This is a genomic window from Xanthomonas sp. F14 (assembly GCF_014199865.1).
In genome coordinates, this window is sequence record NZ_JACHOM010000004.1 from 243,352 (window position 1) to 263,129 (window position 19,778).

A 19,778-nucleotide genomic window follows, 5' to 3' on the forward strand; every position below is an offset into this window, starting at 1 on the left:
CTGCGCTGCAAGATGTTACGGGAGGATTCAGCTGGTAACGTCGTTTTGACCAGCGGTGTCATTGCCGCTCACAACCAGACTTTCATGTTGTTCATGGACCCTTGGGAGGGGAGGACATGCAATTTCGGACCACCAGCCGGAAGACACCGGTTACCTTGCTGGCGTTGTCGATCGGCCTTGCGCTGAGCGGCCACCTGGCAGCACAAGAAACCACCCAAGCGCCCGCAGAACCGGCCGTCGACCTGGACACCGTCACGGTGACCGGCTATCGCGCCTCGGTGGAAAAGGCCCTGGACATCAAGCGCGGCGAAGCCGGCGTGGTCGATGCGATTGTCGCCGAGGACATCGGCAAGTTCCCCGACCTCAACCTGGCCGAGTCGCTGCAGCGCATCCCCGGCGTGGTGATCACCCGTGAGGCCGGCGAAGGCCGCGCCATCTCGGTGCGTGGCCTGGGCCCGGAGTTCACCCGGGTGCGCATCAACGGCATGGAAGCGCTCACCACCGTCGGTGCCGGCGACCAGAGCGGCGGCACCAACCGCGGCCGCGGCTTCGACTTCAACGTGTTCGCCTCGGACCTGTTCTCGCAGCTGATCGCGCGCAAGACCGCCTCGGCCGATGTGGAAGAAGGCTCGCTCGGCGCCACCGTCGACCTGCGCACCGCGCGCCCGTTCGACTACAACGGCTTCACCTTCGCCGCCAGCGGCCAGGCTGCCTACAACGCCATGGCCGAGAAGGCCAACCCGCGCGTGGCCGCGCTGATCGCCAACACCTGGGCCGACAACACCTTCGGTGCCCTGCTGTCGGTGGCCTACACCGAGCGCGAGGTGCTGGAAGAAGGCGCCAACACCGGCCGCTGGGCCAACGGCCCCAGCAACGGCAACTTCAGCGCCGCCTCGCCGTACGCCGCGGCGCGCTCGGCCGATGTCTACCACCCGCGCTTCCCGCGCTACACCCAGCAGATCCACGACCAGGAACGCCTGGGCGTCACCGGCTCGCTGCAGTGGAAGCCCACCGACCGCACCACGCTGTCGCTGGATGCGCTGTATTCCAAGATCGACGCCAAGCGCGACGAGCACTACATCGAAGCGATCTCCTTCAGCCGCAACCGCGACGGGCTCACCCCGCGCCGGCCGGAGCGCGACGGCAAGCCGGGCACCATCGTGCGCAACGGCGAGATCCGCAACAACGCGCTGGTCTATGGCGAGTTCGACAATGTCGATATCCGCTCGGAAAACCGCCACGACGAGTGGAACACCAAGTTCACCCAGGTCAGCCTGGACCTGGAGCACCGCTTCAACGACGACTTCAGCATCAATGCCCGGGTCGGCACCTCGCGCTCTGCGCACGAGAACCCGGTGCAGACCACCATCATCATGGACAAGTACGACGTCGACGGGTACAGCTACGACTACCGTGGCAACAGCCGCGCGCCGGTGCTGAACTACGGCATCGACCCGACCAACCCCGCCGGTTGGGAACTGGCCGAAATCCGCCTGCGTCCGCAGTCGGTGGACAACGACTTCGACACCGGCCAGATCGACTTCAACTGGAACATCAGCCCCGGCTTCCGCCTCAAGGGCGGCGTGCTGGCCAAGAACTACAGCTTCAGCACGGTCGAGCTGCGCCGCGCCAACGAGCTGTCCGTGCCCACCTTCGCCAACGGCAGCACCATCGTGCCGGCCGACCTGACCGAACAGGCCGGGCTCAAGGGCATCAGCGGCAGCCCGTCCAGCTGGGTGGTGCCCAACCTGGATGCGGTGGCCGACCTGTTCGGCATCTACAGCAACAGCGGCACCTTCGCCGTGGCGCCGCGCGTCAACAACAGCCGCAGCGTCGAGGAAAAGGACCGCGGCGTGTGGTTGATGGGCGAGTTCTCCACCGACCTGGGCTCCATCCCGCTGTCGGGTAACTTCGGCGTGCGCTATGTGCGCACCGAGCAGGAGTCCACCGGCTATGCGCTGATCAACAACGCACCGGCGCTGACCACCGTGGGCCGCAAGTACAACAACACGCTGCCCTCGTTCAACCTGGTCGCCGAGCTGGCTCCGGACCTGCTGCTGCGCCTGGGCGCGGCCAAGGTCATGAGCCGCCCCGGCCTGGGCAGCCTCACCCCCGGCGTGACCGTGGCGGTGGCCGGTGGTGCGCGCACCGTGGCCGGCGGCAACCCGGACCTGGACCCGATCGAAGCCACCAATGTCGACCTCGGCCTGGAGTGGTACTTCAACGAAGGCGCCATGCTCGGTGTCGGCCTGTTCTACAAGGACATCGAGAGCTTCATCCAGACCGCGCGCGAAGTGCGTCCGTACTCCAGCAGCGGCCTGCCGGCCTCGTTGCTGGAGGGCACCGGCGCCACCGTCAACGACGACTTCGCCTTCAGCATCCCGCTCAATACCCCGGGCGGCGAATTGAAGGGCGTGGAAGCCAACTACACCCAGCCCTTCACCTTCCTGCCGGGCAAGTGGGCCAACCTGGGCGTGCAGCTCAACTACACCTGGGTCGATTCGCAGATCCAGTACCTGGCCAGCAGCGGCGCACCGGTGATGAAGAACGACCTGCTCGGGCTGTCGCGCTCGTCGTGGAATGCCACGCTGTTCTACGAAGGCGACTCCTTCGCTGGGCGCGTGTCGGCCACCAACCGCGACGACTACCTCACCCAGGCACCGGGTGCGGAAACCGGCTTCAACGTCGACGGCGTGCACGGCATGACCGGCACCACCATCCTCGATGCCTCGCTGCGCTACAAGATCAGCAAGCAGCTGGAGCTGAGCCTGGAAGGCATCAACCTCACCAACGAAGCCTCCGACGAATGGGTGTCCTCGCCGCGGACCGGCCAGCTGCCGCTGCAGTACGCCGAAACCGGCCGCCAGTACCTGCTGGGCCTGCGCTACAAGTTCTGACCCGCTGTCTGCCCGCTGCGCACACGCGCAGCGGGCCCCGATTCGACGCCTGATCGCTGCGCATGCGTTGCCGTTGCTGCACGCATGCAACGCGGTGGGCGTGATGTTGGAAGCGTCAGGCACCACGCAGCGGACAGTCGCCTGACGACTGCGCAGCGGTGCTGTCGGTCGCTCATGTCGACGCCGGTGGCCCGTGGGGAGGCTGAGCGCGTCATTGCAGCCAGTGCCATTGGAGTGAGTGCATCATGCAAGCCCGTTTGCGTCGTCCCGCCGCCGAGGCAGGCGTCCGCCTGTCCGCCGCACGTCTGTCGGTGGCCATCGTCCTGGCCTTGCACGGTGTGAGCGCTGCCGCGCAAACCGTCGGCCCGCCGGCCACGCCCACCGATGCGGTCGACCTGGACCGCGTGCAGGTCAAGGCCACCTACCGCGAAAGCCTGCAGCAATCGCTGGATGCCAAGCGCTACAGCGTGGAGCAGGTGGATGCCATCTATGCCGAAGACATCGGCAAGTTTCCCGATCTGAACCTGGCCGAATCGATGCAGCGCATCGCCGGTGTCTCCATCGACCGCGAGGGCGGCGAGGGCAAGCAGATCTCCGTGCGCGGCCTGGGCTCTGACTTCACCCGCGTGCGCATCAACGGGCTGGAAGCGCTGGCCACCGCCGGCAGCGGCAGCGATGGCGTCAACCGCAGCCGCGGTTTCGACTTCAATACCTTTGCCTCCGAACTCTTCAGCCGCGTCACCATCAGCAAGACCCAGTCGGCGCAGATGGACGAAGGCTCATTGGGTGCCACGGTCGACCTGCGCGGCTCGCGCCCGTTCGACTTCGACGGCTTCGAAGCGGCCGCGTCCACGCAATACGGCTACAACGATCTCTCGCGCGAAAAGGACCCGCGCTTTTCCGGCCTGATCAGTAACATCTGGGCCGATGGCCGCGTCGGCGCGCTGATGTCGGTGTCCTACAGCGAGCGCCACCTGCGCGAGGAAGGCTACAACCCGGTGCGCTGGGAACACGGCAACTACCGCAACTCCAACCAGAGCACCGCCACCAACAACGGCACCTACGGGTTCTGTTCGCCGGTGGGCTACAACCCGCAGACCCCGCGCAACCCGCTGGCCAACGAAACCCCTGCCGGGGTCGGCTCGCAGGCCAACCAGGACCGCAACAACGGCTGGGGCAGCTACGGCATCAGCGCCACCAACTGCGGCACCGGCATCGCGCGCCCAGCCAACACGCCGGAGAACATCCAGGCCTACGAAACCGCCACCAACGCCTGGATTCCGCGCTACCCGCGCTATATCCGCACCGACCACGAGATCAAGCGCCTGGGCGTCACCGGCGCGCTGCAATTCAAGGTCAGCGACGACACCCTGCTGAACTTCGACATGCTGTATTCCAAGCTGGACAAGGACCAGCGCGAAGACTCGGTCGGCGCCAACCTGCACCGCACCGCCAACTTCGGTGGCAAGACCCAGATCGCCGTGCGCGAGGCGCAGGTGGACGACCAGAACCGCCTCACCTACGGCGTGTTCGACAACGTCGACTTCCGCACCGAATCCAGCAACATCGAAGAATCCACCGAGTTCAAGCAGTTCAGCCTGGACCTGCAGCACCGCTTCAACGACCAGGTGCGCGTGAATGCATTGGTCGGCCACTCGACCTCGGACTACGAACGCCCCGAGTTTTCGATGGTGAGTTTCGACAACACCAACCTGGACGGCTTCGTGCTGGACCGGCGCGGTGGCGGCGATTACCCCAGCATGAGTTTCCCGTTCGATGCGGGCAACCCGAATAACTGGCAGTGGTTGGGCTACGGCGCAGTACCGGTCAACAGCAACGGCACCGCGCGCGGCACCAACATCAGCGAGGTGCGGCTCAACCCGCAGTCGGTGGGCAATACCTTCGACACCGCCAAGGTGGATCTGGAATTCAACATCAGCCCCACCTTCACCTTCCGCACCGGGCTGGCCTACAAGAACTACGACATGGACACGTCGGAGTCGCGCAACATCTCCTACGGGCGACTGGCGCAGGCATTGCCGGCCGGTGTGGGCGTGGGTGACCTGAGCACCAACCTGGACGGCTTCGGCCGCAGCTTGAACGGCAGCTTCCCCACCACCTGGGTGATTCCGGATTTCCAGAAGGTCGCCGACCTGCTCAACATCAATTGCGACTGCGACACCGGCGTGCCCGGCGGCGACTACCGCCTGGCCGATGTCGGCCACTTCGGCTCGTCCAACAACAATTTCGCCGTCAACGAAAAGAGCCTGGGCACCTACCTGCAGCTGGATTTCAACACCGACCTGTGGGGCCGCGCGCTGCGCGGCAACCTGGGCGTGCGCTACGTGCAGACGCAGATCGCCGCCAGCGGTTATGCGCCGTGCACGGCCACCGCGGCCGGCGCGGTTTCGCCCAACTGCCAGTCGTTCTTCGGCGTGGCCAGCGCTACCGCCGCAGCCGGCGAGCGCCTGCTGGTGCCCACCACCGTCAACCACAACTACCGCGACATCCTGCCCTCGTTGAACCTGTCCTGGGATGTCAGCGACGAGGTGGTGCTGCGCTTCGGCGCGGCCAAGACCATGGCGCGCCCCACGCTGGCGTACCTGTCGCCCAGCGTCAGCGGCGGCCCCACCCAGTATTTCGACGACGGGCGCTTTTTCTCGATCAACCTGGGCAACCCCAAGCTCGACCCGTTCCGCTCCACCAACTACGACCTCAGCGCCGAGTGGTATTTCCGCGAAGGCTCGCTGCTATCGGCGGCGGTGTTCTACAAGGACATCGACAGCTACGTGCAGCGCACCCGCGTGCTCAGCACCTGGGAAGCGATGGGTTACTCGCTGGACCTGCTCCCCGCAGGCTTCACGCCGGACACCATCTTCAACGTGCAGAGCTACTTCAACACGCCCGGCGGCCCGCTCAAGGGCTTCGAGCTGACTTACCAGCAGGCGTTCGACTTCTTGCCCGGCTTCTGGCGCAACTTTGGCGTGCAGCTCAACTACACCCAGGTGGATTCCAAGATCAATTACCTGTTCAGTACCGCCGGCAGCAGCAATACCAGCATCACCACCACCGCCACCGAGCGCGACCTGCTCAACCTCTCGCCGCAGTCCTACAACGCCACCGTCTATTACGACGACGGCCGCTTCAGTGCGCGCGTGTCCACCAGTTATCGCGATGGCTACATCAACAACATCCTCGCCCAGGAAGACGTCTACGACCTGGATGGCAAGCGCCTGGCCACGGCCGACGTGACCGGCAAATACAGCGTGGAAAACGTGGATTTCAACATGTCCTACAAGCTCAACGACCAGCTGTCGCTGACCTTCGAGGCCATCAACCTGCTCGACACCCCCGACCGCCGCTACGTCGATTCCACGCTGGAACTGCCCGACAAGTACACCGTCACCGGGCGCCAGTACTACATCGGCGCGCGCTACAAGTTCTGACCAGGAGAGCGACATGCAAGTGCATCGCAGAACCGTCTTACGTCAGTTGGCCGCCACCGCGTTGGTGGCCGTGGCAGGCCTGTGCAGCAACGCCGCCATTGCCGCCGACCCGGTCTACACCGTGGCCAAGCAGGGCAGCGCCGGCTACCGCACCGTGCAGGCCGCCATCGATGCGGCCGTGCAGGGCGGCAAACGCGCGCACATCAACATCGGCGCCGGCACCTACCAGGAACTGATCGTGGTGCCGTCCAACGCACCGGCGCTCAAGCTCACCGGCGCCGGCGCCACCCAGACCATCATCACCTACGACAACTACGCCTCACGCATCAATCCGGCCACCGGCACCGAGTACGGCACCTCCGGCTCGTCCAGCGTCATCATCGCCGGCAACGACTTCACTGCCGAGCAACTGAGCTTCGGCAATCACGCCGGCCCGGTCGGGCAGGCGGTGGCGGTGCGTGTGGATGGCGATCGCGCCGCGTTCCGCAACGTGCGTTTCCTCGGCTACCAGGACACGCTGTACCTGCGCGGCGCCAAGCTGTCGTATTTCCTCGACTGCTATGTCGAAGGCACCGTGGACTTCGTGTTCGGTGCCGGCACCGCGCTGTTCGAGAACGTGCAGCTGCACTCGCTGGGCGATGGCTATCTCACGGCCGCCTCCACCCCGCAGGAAAGCGCGCGTGGCTTCGTGTTCCGCAATGCGCGCGTCACCGCTGCCAGCGGCGTGAGCCGCGTGTTCCTGGGCCGGCCGTGGCGGCCGTATGCCAGCGTCAGCTTCATCGGCAGCCAGCTCGGTGCGCACATCCTGCCCGAGGGCTGGAACAACTGGGGCAACGCCGCCAACGAGGCCACCGCCCGCTACAGCGAATACCAGAGCAGCGGCACCGGCGCCAACCCGTCGCGCCGCGTGAAGTGGTCGCGCCAGCTCACTGCTGCGCAAGCCGCCGCGCTGGACCGCAACACCATTCTCGGCACCTGGAGGCCGTTCTGATGCGCAAGCTCACCACCTTCGCCCTCGCCACTGCGCTGCTGCTGGCACCGCTGTCCGCACTGGCCGACAAGATCGCCGACAACATGCTGTTGCTGCAGACCGCCTCCGGCGGCTGGTCCAAGCAGTACAAGGGCGTCGCCGTCGACTACAACCGCACCTTCACCGCTGCGGAAATCGCCGAGCTGCAGCAACCCGGGCGCAAGGACGACGCCACCATCGACAACAAGGCCACCACCTACGAGATCGGCTACCTCTCCACGCTCTACAAGACCGACAAGAACGCCAAGTACGTGGCCGCCGCCAAGCGCGGCGTGGACTATCTGCTCACCGCGCAATACGCCAACGGCGGCTGGCCGCAGTTCTACCCGGACCTGTCGTCCTACCATCACCAGATCACCTATAACGACGATGCGATGGTGCGCGTGCTCAACCTGCTGCAGGACATCAGCGAGGGCAAGGGCGACACCGGCGCGCTGCTGCGTGCCAGCCATGGTGCACGCGCCCGCCAGGCGGTGACCAAGGGGCTGGAATGCGTGCTCGCCACCCAGGTCAAGATCGGCGGCACGCTCACCATCTGGGGCGCGCAGTACGACGAGGTCACGCTCAAGCCGGCCAAGGCGCGTGCGTATGAGCTGGCCTCGCTGGCCTCCAGCGAGTCGGTCAGCATCGTGCGCTTTCTGATGCGCCAACCCACCCCGTCCGCACAGATCAAGGCATCGGTCGAGGCCGCTGCACGCTGGTTCGACACCCACCGCATGCGCGATCTGGCCACCAAGAAGATCGACGACCCCACCCAGGAAACCGGCCAGGACGTGATCCTCGTCGCGCAACCGGGTGCGTCACTATGGGCACGCTTCTACGACCTGCAGAATCAACGCCCGCTCTACGCCAACCGCGACGGCAAGGCCTTGACCGAGTACATGCAGGTGCCCAACGAGCGCCGCGTCGGTTATGCCTGGCACGGCACCTGGCCGGACAAGCTGTTGAAGGACGACATTCCCAAGTGGCGTACCGCCAACGGTCTGTAAGTGCGTCGTCGCCACCGCGTGCAAGCGCGCGGTGGCTGTTTTACGTTTTGGAATTGACGAGGTGAGCGTGTCGAAGTTCTTGTTGGGAATGCTGTGCCTGATCGCGCTGCCGGTGAGCGCGGCCACCACCACCGCGCCGGAGCTGTTGTTCCGGGTGTCGGCCGACCGCGACCTGCAGGCCGATCTGGCCCGCGGCGACGGCGTGCCCAACTTCCGCGACAAGATTACGCTGGTGCCCACCGGCAAGCGCGGCAACGCCATCGAATGGGCCGACGACGGCGTGCTGTCGTGGAATGCGCCCGGCAACCTCTACACCCAGCGCGGCACGCTGAGCTTCTTCTGGCGCGCGCGCTATCCCGTGGGCGAAGCGCCGTTCGTGATCTTCCGCGTCGGCTATGCCGACCACACTAGCTGGGACATGGCCTGGCTGCGCATCGACTGGAACGGCCATGGCTTCGATGCCTTCGTCACCGACGCCAACCTCGCGCGCACCCGCGTCTCCTTCAAGCTCGACAACGCCCCGGCCGCCAGCGACTGGACCCACATCGCGTTTGCCTGGGACGAAACCCGCGGCGTGCGCCTGTACGTGGACGGTAAGGAAGCCGCACGCGTGGACTGCGGTGCGCCCTGCGCCAACGGCGGCGCACTCGACTTCGACGCCGCGCTGGACCAGTTCGGCCTGGCCGGCCGCGTGATGTCGCCGCACCAGGTGCAGAGCCGCTACAACTTTTTGCGCGGCAGCGACTTCGACGAGATCCGCATCTACGACCGCATGCTCGACGCCAGCGCTGCCGCCGCGCTCGCACGCCTGCAGGAGCCCGCCACCGCCGAAGCACCCACCGGCAACGCGCAACACGCCGCCTTCCTGCACCGCTACGGCTGGGACAACGGCCACGCACCGCCGCTGCTGGATGCGCCGGTCACCGGCATCCGCAAGGTGGAGTTCGCCGATGCGCGCGACCTCAAGCAATGGATGTGGAAGGCCACCGACGGCATCGCCGAAACCACATGGCCCGGCGTCTACAACCGCTCGCGCCTGCCCGGGCGCGACGACTACTTCCAGCTGCCGGACTGGAACACCTACGTCGAAGGCGGCAAGGCGCTGGACCTCACCCTGCCGGACGAGCCGGTCAACCGCATCGAGCTACGCGGTGCTGCCTACGGCCAGGCCACTTATGCCGCGCCCAACGCACAGGCGCAGCCACTGTTCGCACGCAGCCAGGGCGTCGTACGCAGCGTGGACCAGTTCCCCGAGCGCCGCGGCGGCACCCTGCGCTTTGCCAACACCGCGCAGGAAACCCCCATCCAGGAAATCTGGGCCTACAACGTGCAGCCGGGCGCCGTACCCAAAGGCAGCGCGCAACTCAGCTACACCGTGCGCAGCGACATCCAGCCCGACTACGACAACCTCGCCCCCTTGCGCGATGCCATCGCCGGCCGCTACCCGCCAGGCGAGCGGCAGACCGTGATCGCGCTGCCCACCAAGGCACCGGCGCGCAAGCGCCCCAGCGACAAGGCCGCAGCAAGCGCGCAGCAACCCATCGTGCACATCCTGGTGCCCTCCAGCCTGGGCAACCCGCCACCGGACCAGGCGCTGATGCGCAGCTGGTCCTACGGCTGGGAGAACATGCACGACGGCCTGGACGGCATCGCCATCACCCTGCCGGCGCTCAACCTGCCGGCCACCCACAACGGCAGCATCCCGCTCAACATCCGCATCAAGGATCCCATCTGGCCCGCGCGCGACATGATCGATGTCTCGGTCGCGGTCACCCCCGGCCAGGCCCGTACGCTGTGGCTTGACCTGCGCGACAGAATCCTGAGCAACGACAGCCTGATGCTCAGCATCGCCGCCGCCGCGCCCGGCTTCGATGCCAACGCACTCGACGGCACCCAGCTGCAGCTGGTGTTCAAGCCGCGTGCCGAGGCCATCACCGAGCACGTCGCCGACCGCTTCAACCAGGTCAAGGACAACTGGGGCTTTCTGGTGGAAGAGCACACCACCTCCAAGCGCCAGCTGCTCTACAAGCGCCTGGACGCCGACATCACCGACCTGCTGCGCGTCGACCCGGACCACGCCCTCGGCCGCCAGTACTGGAACGACATCAGCTACGCCAACCAGGGCACGCTGCCGGTGGACATGCCCACCGTACCCAAGGGCGTGCCCGCCTGGGCGTTCTGGCAGCTGCAGGATCTCAGCGCCACCCGCCGCTATATCCGCTGGTGGATCGAGCAGCGCCAGGTGGCCTACGGCGATTTCGGCGGCGGCATCTCCGACGACTCGGACCTGGTGCAGCAATGGCCCGGCGTCGCCCTGATGGGCGTGGACCCGGACATGCTCAACGCCTCCATGCTGGCGCTGTCCGATGCCAACTACCGCAACGGCATGTTCACCAACGGCCTGTCCACCATCGAAACCGACGAGCTGCATTCGTATGAAGAGGGCATCAACCTCAACAGCGCCCTGCTGTACCTCAACTGGGGCGACCCGCGCACTGTCGAGCGGCTGATGCAAACGGTCAAAGCCTTCGACACCATCATCCAGGTCAACCCGCAAGGCCACCTATTGTTTGCCAGCAACTGGTTCGGCGGCCGCAAGGTCTACCGCGAGCCCAACTGGCAATGGCAAAAGCCGTACTCTTTCCCCATCGTGCACCCGGCCATCCTGCTGGGCGGCTATAACGCCGACCCCAACAGCCGCCGCATCGTCACCGGGTTAGCGGATGGCTATCTCGCCCACGCCTACACCAACGCCAAGGGCAACTGGGCCCTACCCAACGAGATCAACTGGCAAACCGGTAAAACCCGCGGCGGCGAACTGTTCGAAGGCAGCGGCGGCGCCGACACCTTGCACACCTTCTGGGCCGCCTACCGCTTCACCGGCGAGCAGCGCTATCTCAAGCCGATCGACTACCGCGTCGCCAATAGCGGCCCCAATGGCCTCTCCCTGCTCAACGAGAACTTCCTCGACGTCATGGGCAAGCGCAGCGACTGGAGCGGCAAGCTCATCGATGCCGCAAACAAGGACGACGGCAGCGCCCCGGACTTCCCGCATCACGTGGCCTGGGAGCAAACCGGCAATATCGAGTATCTCGCCGCCATTTACCGCAGCGAGGCGCGGGAGAAACTGCAGAACTTTTACATGAACACCGAAGGCCACTGGTGGAGCGACCGCGTGGAATCCCCCACGGTCAACCTGCAACGCGCACGCCTTGGCGGCGTGGCGCTCAAGCGCAACCAGACCTACCCCGGCCACACCGTGAGCTGGCGCTTCGCCGATCCAGAAGCGGCGACACAGGTCGCCATCGCCATCCCCGCACCCCGGCAAGACCGCTTCACCGTCATCGCCTACAACACCTCCAGTAAAACCCAGCGCGCCAGCATGACCGGCTGGAACGTCGCCCCGGGCCAGTGGCGCATCACCCAGGGCGTGAGCAAAGGCAATGACGGCAAGCTCGACAGTGCAGCCAAAACGCAAGAGGTCGCTTTCGAAAAAAGCGCGGCCATCGACATCGACTTCCCCGCAGGCCGCACCACTGTCCTGCAGCTCGAACGCATCGCCGCCACCACCCCGGTCGAACTGCGCCCGGATCTGGGGATTGGCCATGGCGATGTGCGGGTGACTGCGGACGCTATCGAGGTCACCGTGCACAGCCTCGGGCATGCCGATGCACCGGCCGGGTTTGTGGTGTTGGAGGATGGGCGGGGGAAGGAGCTGGCGCGGGGGGCGTTTCCGGCGTTGGAAGCTCCGCAGGATTTGGTGCCGAGAACAGCGGTGGTGCGGTTGGCTGTGCAGAGTGGTAGCGTTGGGAAGGGCGTGCTGCTGCGTCTGGTGACGGAAGGTAATATTGCTGAGGTAACTCAGCGCAACAATGCACTAGGAAGCCTGCGCCCAGTGCGGGGATCGGTCTCGAACCTGACAGTACAGGACGAACCCTCAAAGATGATGCCTAACTAGCTCGCTTCGCGACTCACCATAAATTAGGTATTAGGACTCACATGATCGAACTTCCCGCGCAAGCTCTCGTTGCTTTGGCAACAATAACAGCCACCTTAATTACATCGCTCATTGGATTAGTGAGCCTGACGCTGAACAAGGAGCTGAAGGTTTCAGAAATGAGGCGAGACTGGATTGAATCACTGCGGACCGAGCTTTCTGAGTATTTTCAGGCAATGCGTCATCTGGCTAGAGCGTCAGATGAGCTTGCGACTAGCGAGCCGGGCAAAACCGGGTTCAAACGCACCAAGCTCGAGGAGGCAATTATCACGGGAAATCTGTCTTTTTATAAGATTCAATTGCGCCTAAACTCGACTAAGCCACTACATTCAAATTTGCTAAAATCGCTAGGCGACATTGAAAATTGCTATTCGAACTGGCCGGATTCAATTGATGGGTGTGGCGAGGAAATTATTAAGAAAATAACCGATTCAAACTCCTGCGCAAGAGACCTCATTGATCAAGAGTGGAAGCGAGTAAAAATAGGTGAGCCGGCTTACAACAGACTTCGCCGTTGGATAGTTCCTGGGTCTCTGCTCATCATCGCGATCTTCATCGTTGCCGCCTTGTTCGTAAGCTATAAGTGAGCTTTAACAATTTATTGAAGCCGAACTCGCTTCGCGGGGGCGAACTAACTAACGCGTTATGCGTCAGATGGAGAGATTGATGTCCGAAATTCAGATTGAGATCGATAAGCCAGTAGAAGAGATGGATGACTCCTATACGGATGAAGACTTGTTCAAGATCTCGTCGTGGGGTGCAGACCTCTCGTTTCGAGAGCTTATAGCCCGATACGACGACAATGAGCTTGTCAAGCCTGAGCTACAAAGACACTACGTTTGGGACCGAGTAGAAGCATCGCGATTCATCGATTCTGTACTTCTTGGACTGCCAGTTCCCAGCATCTTTCTTGCAAAAACAAAAGATGAAAAACTGTTAATTATTGACGGCTATCAACGACTAATGACTGTGCGCGACTTCGTTAAGGGTGTATTTTCTGACGACAACTCTCAGTTTAGCCTCTCGAATAGCAAGAAGATTCATGATCGCTGGAGGGGAAAATCGTTTGCGCAGCTAGACGAGCAAGACAAGCGCAAGATCAGGAATACCACAATTCATGCAATCATCTTCATGCAGCAGCATCCGAGCTCTGATGACACAAGCCTTTATCAGATATTCGAGAGAATAAACACAAGCGGGCGCTCGCTGTTGCCGCAAGAAATAAGGAACTGTGTTTATCAGGGTCCGCTCAATACGCTTCTGATTTCGCTAAACGAGGACAGGGCGTGGCGCGACCTGCTAGGTAATCCCAGGCGTGACAGTCGGATGAGAGATCTGGAGCTCATCCTCAGATTTTTTGCGCTTTCTGATGAATATATACTTGAGAGTCAAAGTGCTCCTTATAATATATCGCTCAAGAAGTATCTAAACGAGTACATGGGATCCCACAACACCGATGGTGACGTCATTACGCTGCGATCCAAGTTCGAGAAGACGATAGCCTTCGTGCATCGGATATTCGGTGTTACTGCATTCCACAATGTTTCTCCTAGCGATCCAACACGATTGTTGTCTAATCTGAGCTCGACGGTATTCGACTCAGTCATGGTCGGCTCTTGGTTGTTGATGACAGAGGGTGGCGACACAAGTAAGTCGGCCGAATACTATTCGGCTGCTAAGCTCAAGAAGCTTGCCGATCCAGGGTTTCAGGAAATTCTTTCCCATGAAACTATGCGTAGTGCAAATATTCGCCGTCGCGCATTTGAAATGCGCGACGCGCTTATGAGTGCTTGAGGATGAACAATCTGGAGGTGATGAGCCTACTGCAAGAGTGTCGCGATGAACTCCACGCGATTCAAGCATTGCTAACCGGCATCGGTGACGCGGCTCGTCCTGCCTCGTATGTCAAGAAGTACGCTGTTATTAGGGCAGCGGGAAGCATTGAGGCCGGCTTCAAGCAAATAATCGCTGATAGGGTCGACCGGGACAGTCACGCGCAATTGAAGAACTTTGTCGCCAGAAAAATTCGTAATTCAAGCTGCAATCCAAATCTAGACATGATCCAGGTAATGCTGTCCGAGTTCGACGAAGGTTGGCGGTTACGATTCGATGAAAAAATCGCGCTTGCGGACAAACCTGTTCTGAAGGGAGCGCTTACGGATCTAGTAAAGGCGCGCAATAGTTTTGCTCACGGTGGCGCTGCGGAGCTTCCCATCGCTAAGACGACAGAATGTTTTGAGCATGGATGTACTGTGCTTCTCCTGTTAGACCAAACCGTACATGAGGTCGCAGACGGTGGCGCATAAAAGGAAGGCTGGGTCGGGTTAAATTTTAAATTGATCCCGTTTCAAAAAGAAATAGAGTCAGGTTAACTTGATAAGTCAACCTAACCCCGTTCCCCGCTGCTGCAAAGCGGCACAGTTTAAAAATTAGGCGTTAGACCTATTCATGACAAAGACTAGCCGCTACTTGAATGACGCGAAAAGTCATATTAGCTTGGCTGCTCCAGCGATTGCCAAAGGAGCCACGAGCGATCAGCGCTTTCAAGCTGTCGTGCTGGTCGCGATCGGGATCGAGAAGCTGCTCAAGCACATCATTGCTGAGGTGAATCCCGCGCTCATCCTAAAGTCGCAGGACTTCGATAGCGTCGTACTTCACTGTCATCGGGAAGCAATCACTGCTACAGATAGGGTTGCTGACATAGAGAAGAAGGCATCTTCAGACGTCATAACACTTAAGGCGTCGATCCAGCGCGCTTCACTCTTCAGCAGAGGCGTCAAAGACAACGCACAGTTCATCCACACTCTGGCTGATTTTCGAGACATTGCTCTGCATCGTTCTTGCGAAGAGCTCGATGCGGTTAGGGTTGACCGTCTCCTTCTCCGTGATCTGTACAACGTGATTCGCGACATATCGGCCGATCTGTCTTTATCCGCAAAAGATTTCCTTGGAGAGCATTCCACTCGTCTCGAAGCTCTGAGCGAGGAGCTAATTGCGCATGACAACTTTCAGGCCGGTATGGAAGCGCTCTTGGCGCGCCACAGAAAGATCTGGGATGAGAAATCCAAAGATGCAAGAGCCGTGTCATACGCAGAGAAGGCGACCATCGCCTACCTAACCAAGCGGAGCGAGACCACAGACTGTCCATGCCCAGCCTGTGGAAACTTGGCAGTTGCCACGCTTGAACCCGACTATGATTATGACTATGACCCAGATGACGGCACTAACTTTGGGTACATCTCAGGCATCTACGTTACTGATCTCCAGTGTTTGTACTGCTCACTCAAAATCGACGAGTACGATCAACTTAAGTATGTTGACGCCGATGCGCTGTTAGAAGCAGGTCACGAATGAGTACGTATAAAAATTAGCTTAAGCCGAAGCCTCCACGTCGCAGAAAGGAACAGTGTTAAGCTCACTCAAGAAGTCAACACGACCCCGTTGCTACTCTAACAATCATGCAACCCGACGCCGCTTCGCGGCGCGGTTTAATTCAAGCCTTGTCCAAGGAGAAGATCATTTATGTCACAGCAGATCAAATTCACTCGCAGATAGAAGCTGCGGTTTCTGCCCTAGAGAAGCTTTCGGTAAAAGAACGCGAGCAAAAGCCTCATCAGCAATTCGGTGAGAACTACAATAACCTCCTGTCGTTAGCTAAGGAGGCAATGCCAAGCATTGATGCGCGTCGCTGGACACCCGAGGTAGTAATTCACAAGCCAGCAATGGGTGTTTCCACAACGAATGCTACATATGTCGAGATACATAGCTACTTCAAGCAATTGCTTGCAATATTATCCGATAGCATTGAGCCGATCGGTGCATTCACTATTGGCTAGCAACTCATCCAAGCCGATGCTGCCTTGCGGCGCGGCATAATTCAGGCGTTAGCACTCGAATGGACCCTCGCAGACACGCATTTCCCGATAGCTGGCCGGCTCCGACCGAGTACCTCACCGAGCTCGGTCGCATGACCGCACTTTGGAGTGGCCTCGAAGCTTCAACGACAGTCGCCTATAGTAAACTAGCAGGCTATGACGAATTGTTAGACATGCGAGCAGTGATTGTTACTGCACACATGACTTTCCAACAGAGAGTCGATGCAATCATTTCTCTCTGCGAACATCTGGCGCCCTCGTATCCACACCTTGCCGATTTTGATATTACCCAGAAGCTACTTAAAGCGGCTCAAAAATCCAGGAACAAGTTCTCGCACAATGGGATTACCTATGATGAGGCCACGGGAGCAGTTTCCGTTTCCTATGCGACTGCGAGAGGCAGTCTTAAGCTTCATACCGAGCAGATTCACTTGGCAGACATAAAAGAAGCGAGCGCAAAGATTCACGAGGCAATCGCCTCATTGCACTCTCTCGTGACAGGGGTTCGGCGCGCCCCAATTTGGGATCGCGCCTAACGGAGAAACGAGGTCAGGTTCACTTCTCGAGATAAGTCGGCTAGATAGTGGCTCAGGGATATCTTCCGCGGGCCGCATCGGGAGGGGAGGCACTCTCAGAAGCTTATCTGCGCTCTGCCACCCCAAGCAGTTGACATCCCAACAAACCCGCAGCAATCTCTACACCAAGGAGCGTAGAAACTCCTCACAGAGCGGTACCCACCTCCGTCAAACCGGTGGGTTTTTTGTGCCTGCAGCGTCTTGCGGGTGCAACCGACGCGATGCCTGCGTCGGGAGGGCGGCTAATACAACACCCTTCGGGGAAATACGCCCGCCGGCTCTGTGCGGTTTCTAACCTCCCGACATCCCGTCGCCACCCGGCGGCGGGGCCTGTTCGTCAAGGAGGGCTTTGCCATGCGTCGATCCACGTCCCGTCCCACATCAGCACGCAAGCGTGCCACGGAGCCACCACCCACCGAGATCGGCTGGCACTCGCTCGACCCCTCGATCCCGCCGCGGCCCTACCTCGAGCGCACCCCCATCCCCGAGCCCCGCCCCGATCCCACCAAGCCGCGCCGCCCAGGCCACCCGCGTGCCCCGCAACACTGCACCGTCGGCTATGGCTACTACCCCGACAGCCACCAACGCATCCCCACGCTGCGCCTGCGCGGCCGCTGGTTGGAACAACTCGGCTTCACCATCGGCAGCAAGCTCCACATCCGCATGCGCAACGGCGAGCTGGTCGTCAGCGTGGCACCTACGGACTAACCAGGTGCGCAGCGTACGCGCAGCACGCACCCGCACGCCCCGCGCCAATCGCCACACCGTGCGCGCGCCCCGCTCACCGCGCAGAGGAGGACACAGATGGAGCACCCCGCCGTCGTCTTGCATCTCATGTTGGACCAACGCGACCAGCTCGACCGCCTGCTACGCAGCCTCATCGCTCATGGCGACGTGATCGCCATGAGCAAACCAGAGTGCCTGGAGGCGCAGACGCTGCCCACGCTGGGTCAAGCCATCTTCGATGCCGCCAACGCCGTGCGCGCAATCCTTGATCGGCGAATGGAGCACCGCTATGGCGACCCATAAAAGCACCGTGCGATAACCTGCGAGCCTGGAATCGGAATTCGATAAGGCACGTGACCGTGCTGCGGGTCGGGCGGTGGTTACGCAGGCGTGGGGCGATTGACTGCGGTGAACGACTCGGCGAGGATCGCGCTATACCGCGCTTAAGCGGTCTGATAGCAGCTAGGCGCGTATGGCAACGATCTCAGTGGTTGGGTGGCGATTAGATGATGTTCAATGGCGAGCTGAAGGCGTGCATGCCGCTGCTGAGTTCTCACGCCGCCTTCGGCGAGGGATAAGTGCGTCGCCAGCGCAGCGCCGGAAAATCGAAAGGTCAGTACTCGCGCGCGAGCATGTTGAGATCCATGACATATCTGTAGATCACGTTCAACCGATGATGCATGTACTTGAGGCTTTGGGCGCAGAGATCTTGGTGGACATGGGCACAGGTGGTCAATGGCACCGGCAACGTCCCTAGCAGTTGACTTAATCCAAAGCCGCTTAGTGGAACGGCTCAGTTTAGAAAGCAGAAAGCGGGGGGCGGCATCGTTTCGCGTGGCGAGCACATAGGCTCAGATTGAAGGGGGGCAATTTAATTTTATAGAGAGTAAATGGAACGCGAGGCTAGCTGTTCCTGATGTCAGGTTTTAATTATAAATAATTACTTGGGGGGGGTATGTACTTTAGAAGTAGGTTCGTAAAAATTTCAATAATAACTTTTGGACTTGTCGGGTGCGCTCATCTTCAGCCTGACCAGATGTACAGTGGTGATCATCCTTTGAGCGACACGGCAGTTTTTTCCGCACTTGACGATTCATCAGGTGCTTCTGTGTGTCTGGTATCAACGATTCAAGCAGTAGACCAGAATAAGACATCGCGCATGACGTTTCCTGTCTGGGTTCGAGTAAGACCAGGGCCACACTCATTTTTAATACACTGCACCACAGGTTTTGCAGGAGGTTATCAGTCTATAATATCCTATCGCGTAGAACTATTAGTTAAGATGGCTGATATGAGGCCGCGTCACATCTACGTTGCTCGATATAAGCCAACTAAGGATGGCGTAAGGATAGTGGTCGATGATCTGGGTGAGCGCTCGAACTACTCATTGACTGTAGGCAGTAGTTTAAACAGAAAAACGGTAAAGCCAAGTTTTGAAAATAATTGATCGGCATCAGACGTGAAAAATTAAGAACGAGAGGCCGAGATCATTTAATCAACCTGACTAGGGTGTGTGCTGTTGTTCTGAAGCTGGAACGTCGAGATCACCAATGAAGTAAACTGGCCTTGTAGTGTTTCCTGGCCAATATTATCCGGGGAAATACGCCCGCCGACTCTTAGCGGTTTCTAACCTCCCGACATCCCGTCGCCAGCCGGCGGCGGGGCCTGTTCGTCAAGGAGGGCTTTGCCATGCGTCGACCCACGTCCAGTCCCAAGCCAGTGCGCAAGCGCGCCACGGTGCCGCCACCCACCGAGATCGGCTGGCACTCGCTCGATCCCTCGATCCCGCCGCGGCCCTACCTCGAGCGCACCCCCCCATCCCCGAGCCCCGCCCCGATCCCAACAAGCCGCGCCGCGCAGGCCACCCGCGTGCCCCGCAACACTGCACCGTCGGCTACGGCTACTACCCCGACAGCCACCAACTCATCCCCACACTGCGCCTACGCGGCCGCTGGCTGGAACAACTGGGCTTCACCATCGGCAGCAAACTCAACATAAGCATGCGCAACGGCGAGCTGGTCGTCACCGTGGCGGACGATGGCGAGAAAGCGCCAGACAAGGCAGCCAACAATTGACCGTAGGCACCGACTCGACGAGCATCATGCTGACGCCGGCCGCGCACCAGCACGCGTAGCGCTGTGCTGGTCGCTCACTGGCGATCCGAGCGTCTTGTGTTTTGCACGTGGGATTTCGCCGGCAAGGTAGATATCAAAGAGCTTTGCAATACGGCACATCCCGTTAGC

Annotated in this window: 14 protein-coding genes; all 14 read left to right on the top strand. The window is 60.9% G+C overall.

Annotated elements, in window-relative coordinates:
* Positions 1-116 precede the first annotated feature (116 nt).
* Complete coding sequence (locus tag GGR73_RS15115; RefSeq protein ID WP_184457686.1) at positions 117-2,897, top strand: TonB-dependent receptor; 2,781 nt, start codon at positions 117-119, stop codon at positions 2,895-2,897.
* Positions 2,898-3,142: 245 nt separating this feature from the next.
* On the top strand, positions 3,143-6,343 hold the full coding sequence (locus tag GGR73_RS15120; RefSeq protein WP_184457689.1) for a TonB-dependent receptor: 3,201 nt from the start codon (positions 3,143-3,145) through the stop codon (positions 6,341-6,343).
* 13 nt (positions 6,344-6,356) lie between these two features.
* Positions 6,357-7,334 carry a pectinesterase family protein gene (locus GGR73_RS15125; protein ID WP_184457692.1) on the top strand — a complete coding sequence of 326 codons (978 nt, stop codon included), beginning with the start codon at positions 6,357-6,359 and terminating at the stop codon, positions 7,332-7,334.
* Entirely contained in the window at positions 7,334-8,362 is a 1,029-nt protein-coding gene (gene pelA, locus GGR73_RS15130) for a pectate lyase (protein WP_115510144.1), read from the top strand. The genes GGR73_RS15125 and pelA overlap by 1 nt, the downstream gene beginning before the upstream one ends.
* Positions 8,363-8,450: 88 nt before the next feature.
* Entirely contained in the window at positions 8,451-12,320 is a 3,870-nt protein-coding gene (locus GGR73_RS15135; protein ID WP_456362995.1) for a LamG-like jellyroll fold domain-containing protein, read from the top strand.
* Between the two features lie 41 nt (positions 12,321-12,361).
* Entirely contained in the window at positions 12,362-12,946 is a 585-nt protein-coding gene (locus GGR73_RS15140; RefSeq protein WP_184457694.1) for a hypothetical protein, read from the top strand.
* A gap of 79 nt (positions 12,947-13,025) precedes the next feature.
* Positions 13,026-14,153, top strand: a complete 1,128-nt coding sequence (locus GGR73_RS15145; RefSeq protein WP_184457696.1) for a DUF262 domain-containing protein — start codon at positions 13,026-13,028, stop codon at positions 14,151-14,153.
* A 2-nt stretch (positions 14,154-14,155) separates the two neighbouring features.
* The gene (locus tag GGR73_RS15150; protein ID WP_184457698.1) at positions 14,156-14,665 is read left to right on the top strand and encodes a HEPN domain-containing protein; all 510 of its coding nucleotides are present in this window, start codon (positions 14,156-14,158) and stop codon (positions 14,663-14,665) included.
* A 142-nt stretch (positions 14,666-14,807) separates the two neighbouring features.
* The gene (locus tag GGR73_RS15155; RefSeq protein WP_184457699.1) at positions 14,808-15,713 is read left to right on the top strand and encodes a hypothetical protein; all 906 of its coding nucleotides are present in this window, start codon (positions 14,808-14,810) and stop codon (positions 15,711-15,713) included.
* 104 nt (positions 15,714-15,817) lie between these two features.
* Positions 15,818-16,195, top strand: a complete 378-nt coding sequence (locus tag GGR73_RS15160; RefSeq protein WP_184457702.1) for a hypothetical protein — start codon at positions 15,818-15,820, stop codon at positions 16,193-16,195.
* A 131-nt stretch (positions 16,196-16,326) separates the two neighbouring features.
* Complete coding sequence (locus tag GGR73_RS15165) at positions 16,327-16,770, top strand: hypothetical protein (protein ID WP_184457704.1); 444 nt, start codon at positions 16,327-16,329, stop codon at positions 16,768-16,770.
* A gap of 393 nt (positions 16,771-17,163) precedes the next feature.
* The gene (locus tag GGR73_RS15175; RefSeq protein ID WP_184457964.1) at positions 17,164-17,517 is read left to right on the top strand and encodes a SymE family type I addiction module toxin; all 354 of its coding nucleotides are present in this window, start codon (positions 17,164-17,166) and stop codon (positions 17,515-17,517) included.
* Between the two features lie 96 nt (positions 17,518-17,613).
* Positions 17,614-17,838, top strand: coding sequence for a hypothetical protein (locus GGR73_RS15180; RefSeq protein ID WP_184457706.1), 225 nt, complete (start codon positions 17,614-17,616; stop codon positions 17,836-17,838).
* A 1,268-nt stretch (positions 17,839-19,106) separates the two neighbouring features.
* Entirely contained in the window at positions 19,107-19,610 is a 504-nt protein-coding gene (locus GGR73_RS15185; RefSeq protein WP_456362987.1) for a SymE family type I addiction module toxin, read from the top strand.
* The last annotated feature ends 168 nt before the right edge of the window (positions 19,611-19,778 follow it).

Bases quoted from the DNA above. Each gene is read 5' to 3' on its own strand.
- GGR73_RS15135 (WP_456362995.1), top strand. From the start codon at position 8,451: ATGCTGTGCCTGATCGCGCTGCCGGTGAGCGCGGCCACCACCACCGCG.
- GGR73_RS15180 (WP_184457706.1), top strand. From the start codon at position 17,614: ATGGAGCACCCCGCCGTCGTCTTGCATCTCATGTTGGACCAACGCGAC.
- GGR73_RS15155 (WP_184457699.1), top strand. From the start codon at position 14,808: ATGACAAAGACTAGCCGCTACTTGAATGACGCGAAAAGTCATATTAGC.
- GGR73_RS15115 (WP_184457686.1), top strand. From the start codon at position 117: ATGCAATTTCGGACCACCAGCCGGAAGACACCGGTTACCTTGCTGGCG.
- GGR73_RS15150 (WP_184457698.1), top strand. From the start codon at position 14,156: ATGAACAATCTGGAGGTGATGAGCCTACTGCAAGAGTGTCGCGATGAA.
- GGR73_RS15175 (WP_184457964.1), top strand. From the start codon at position 17,164: ATGCGTCGATCCACGTCCCGTCCCACATCAGCACGCAAGCGTGCCACG.
- GGR73_RS15165 (WP_184457704.1), top strand. From the start codon at position 16,327: ATGACCGCACTTTGGAGTGGCCTCGAAGCTTCAACGACAGTCGCCTAT.
- GGR73_RS15120 (WP_184457689.1), top strand. From the start codon at position 3,143: ATGCAAGCCCGTTTGCGTCGTCCCGCCGCCGAGGCAGGCGTCCGCCTG.
- GGR73_RS15160 (WP_184457702.1), top strand. From the start codon at position 15,818: ATGCAACCCGACGCCGCTTCGCGGCGCGGTTTAATTCAAGCCTTGTCC.
- GGR73_RS15145 (WP_184457696.1), top strand. From the start codon at position 13,026: ATGTCCGAAATTCAGATTGAGATCGATAAGCCAGTAGAAGAGATGGAT.
- pelA (WP_115510144.1), top strand. From the start codon at position 7,334: ATGCGCAAGCTCACCACCTTCGCCCTCGCCACTGCGCTGCTGCTGGCA.
- GGR73_RS15140 (WP_184457694.1), top strand. From the start codon at position 12,362: ATGATCGAACTTCCCGCGCAAGCTCTCGTTGCTTTGGCAACAATAACA.
- GGR73_RS15125 (WP_184457692.1), top strand. From the start codon at position 6,357: ATGCAAGTGCATCGCAGAACCGTCTTACGTCAGTTGGCCGCCACCGCG.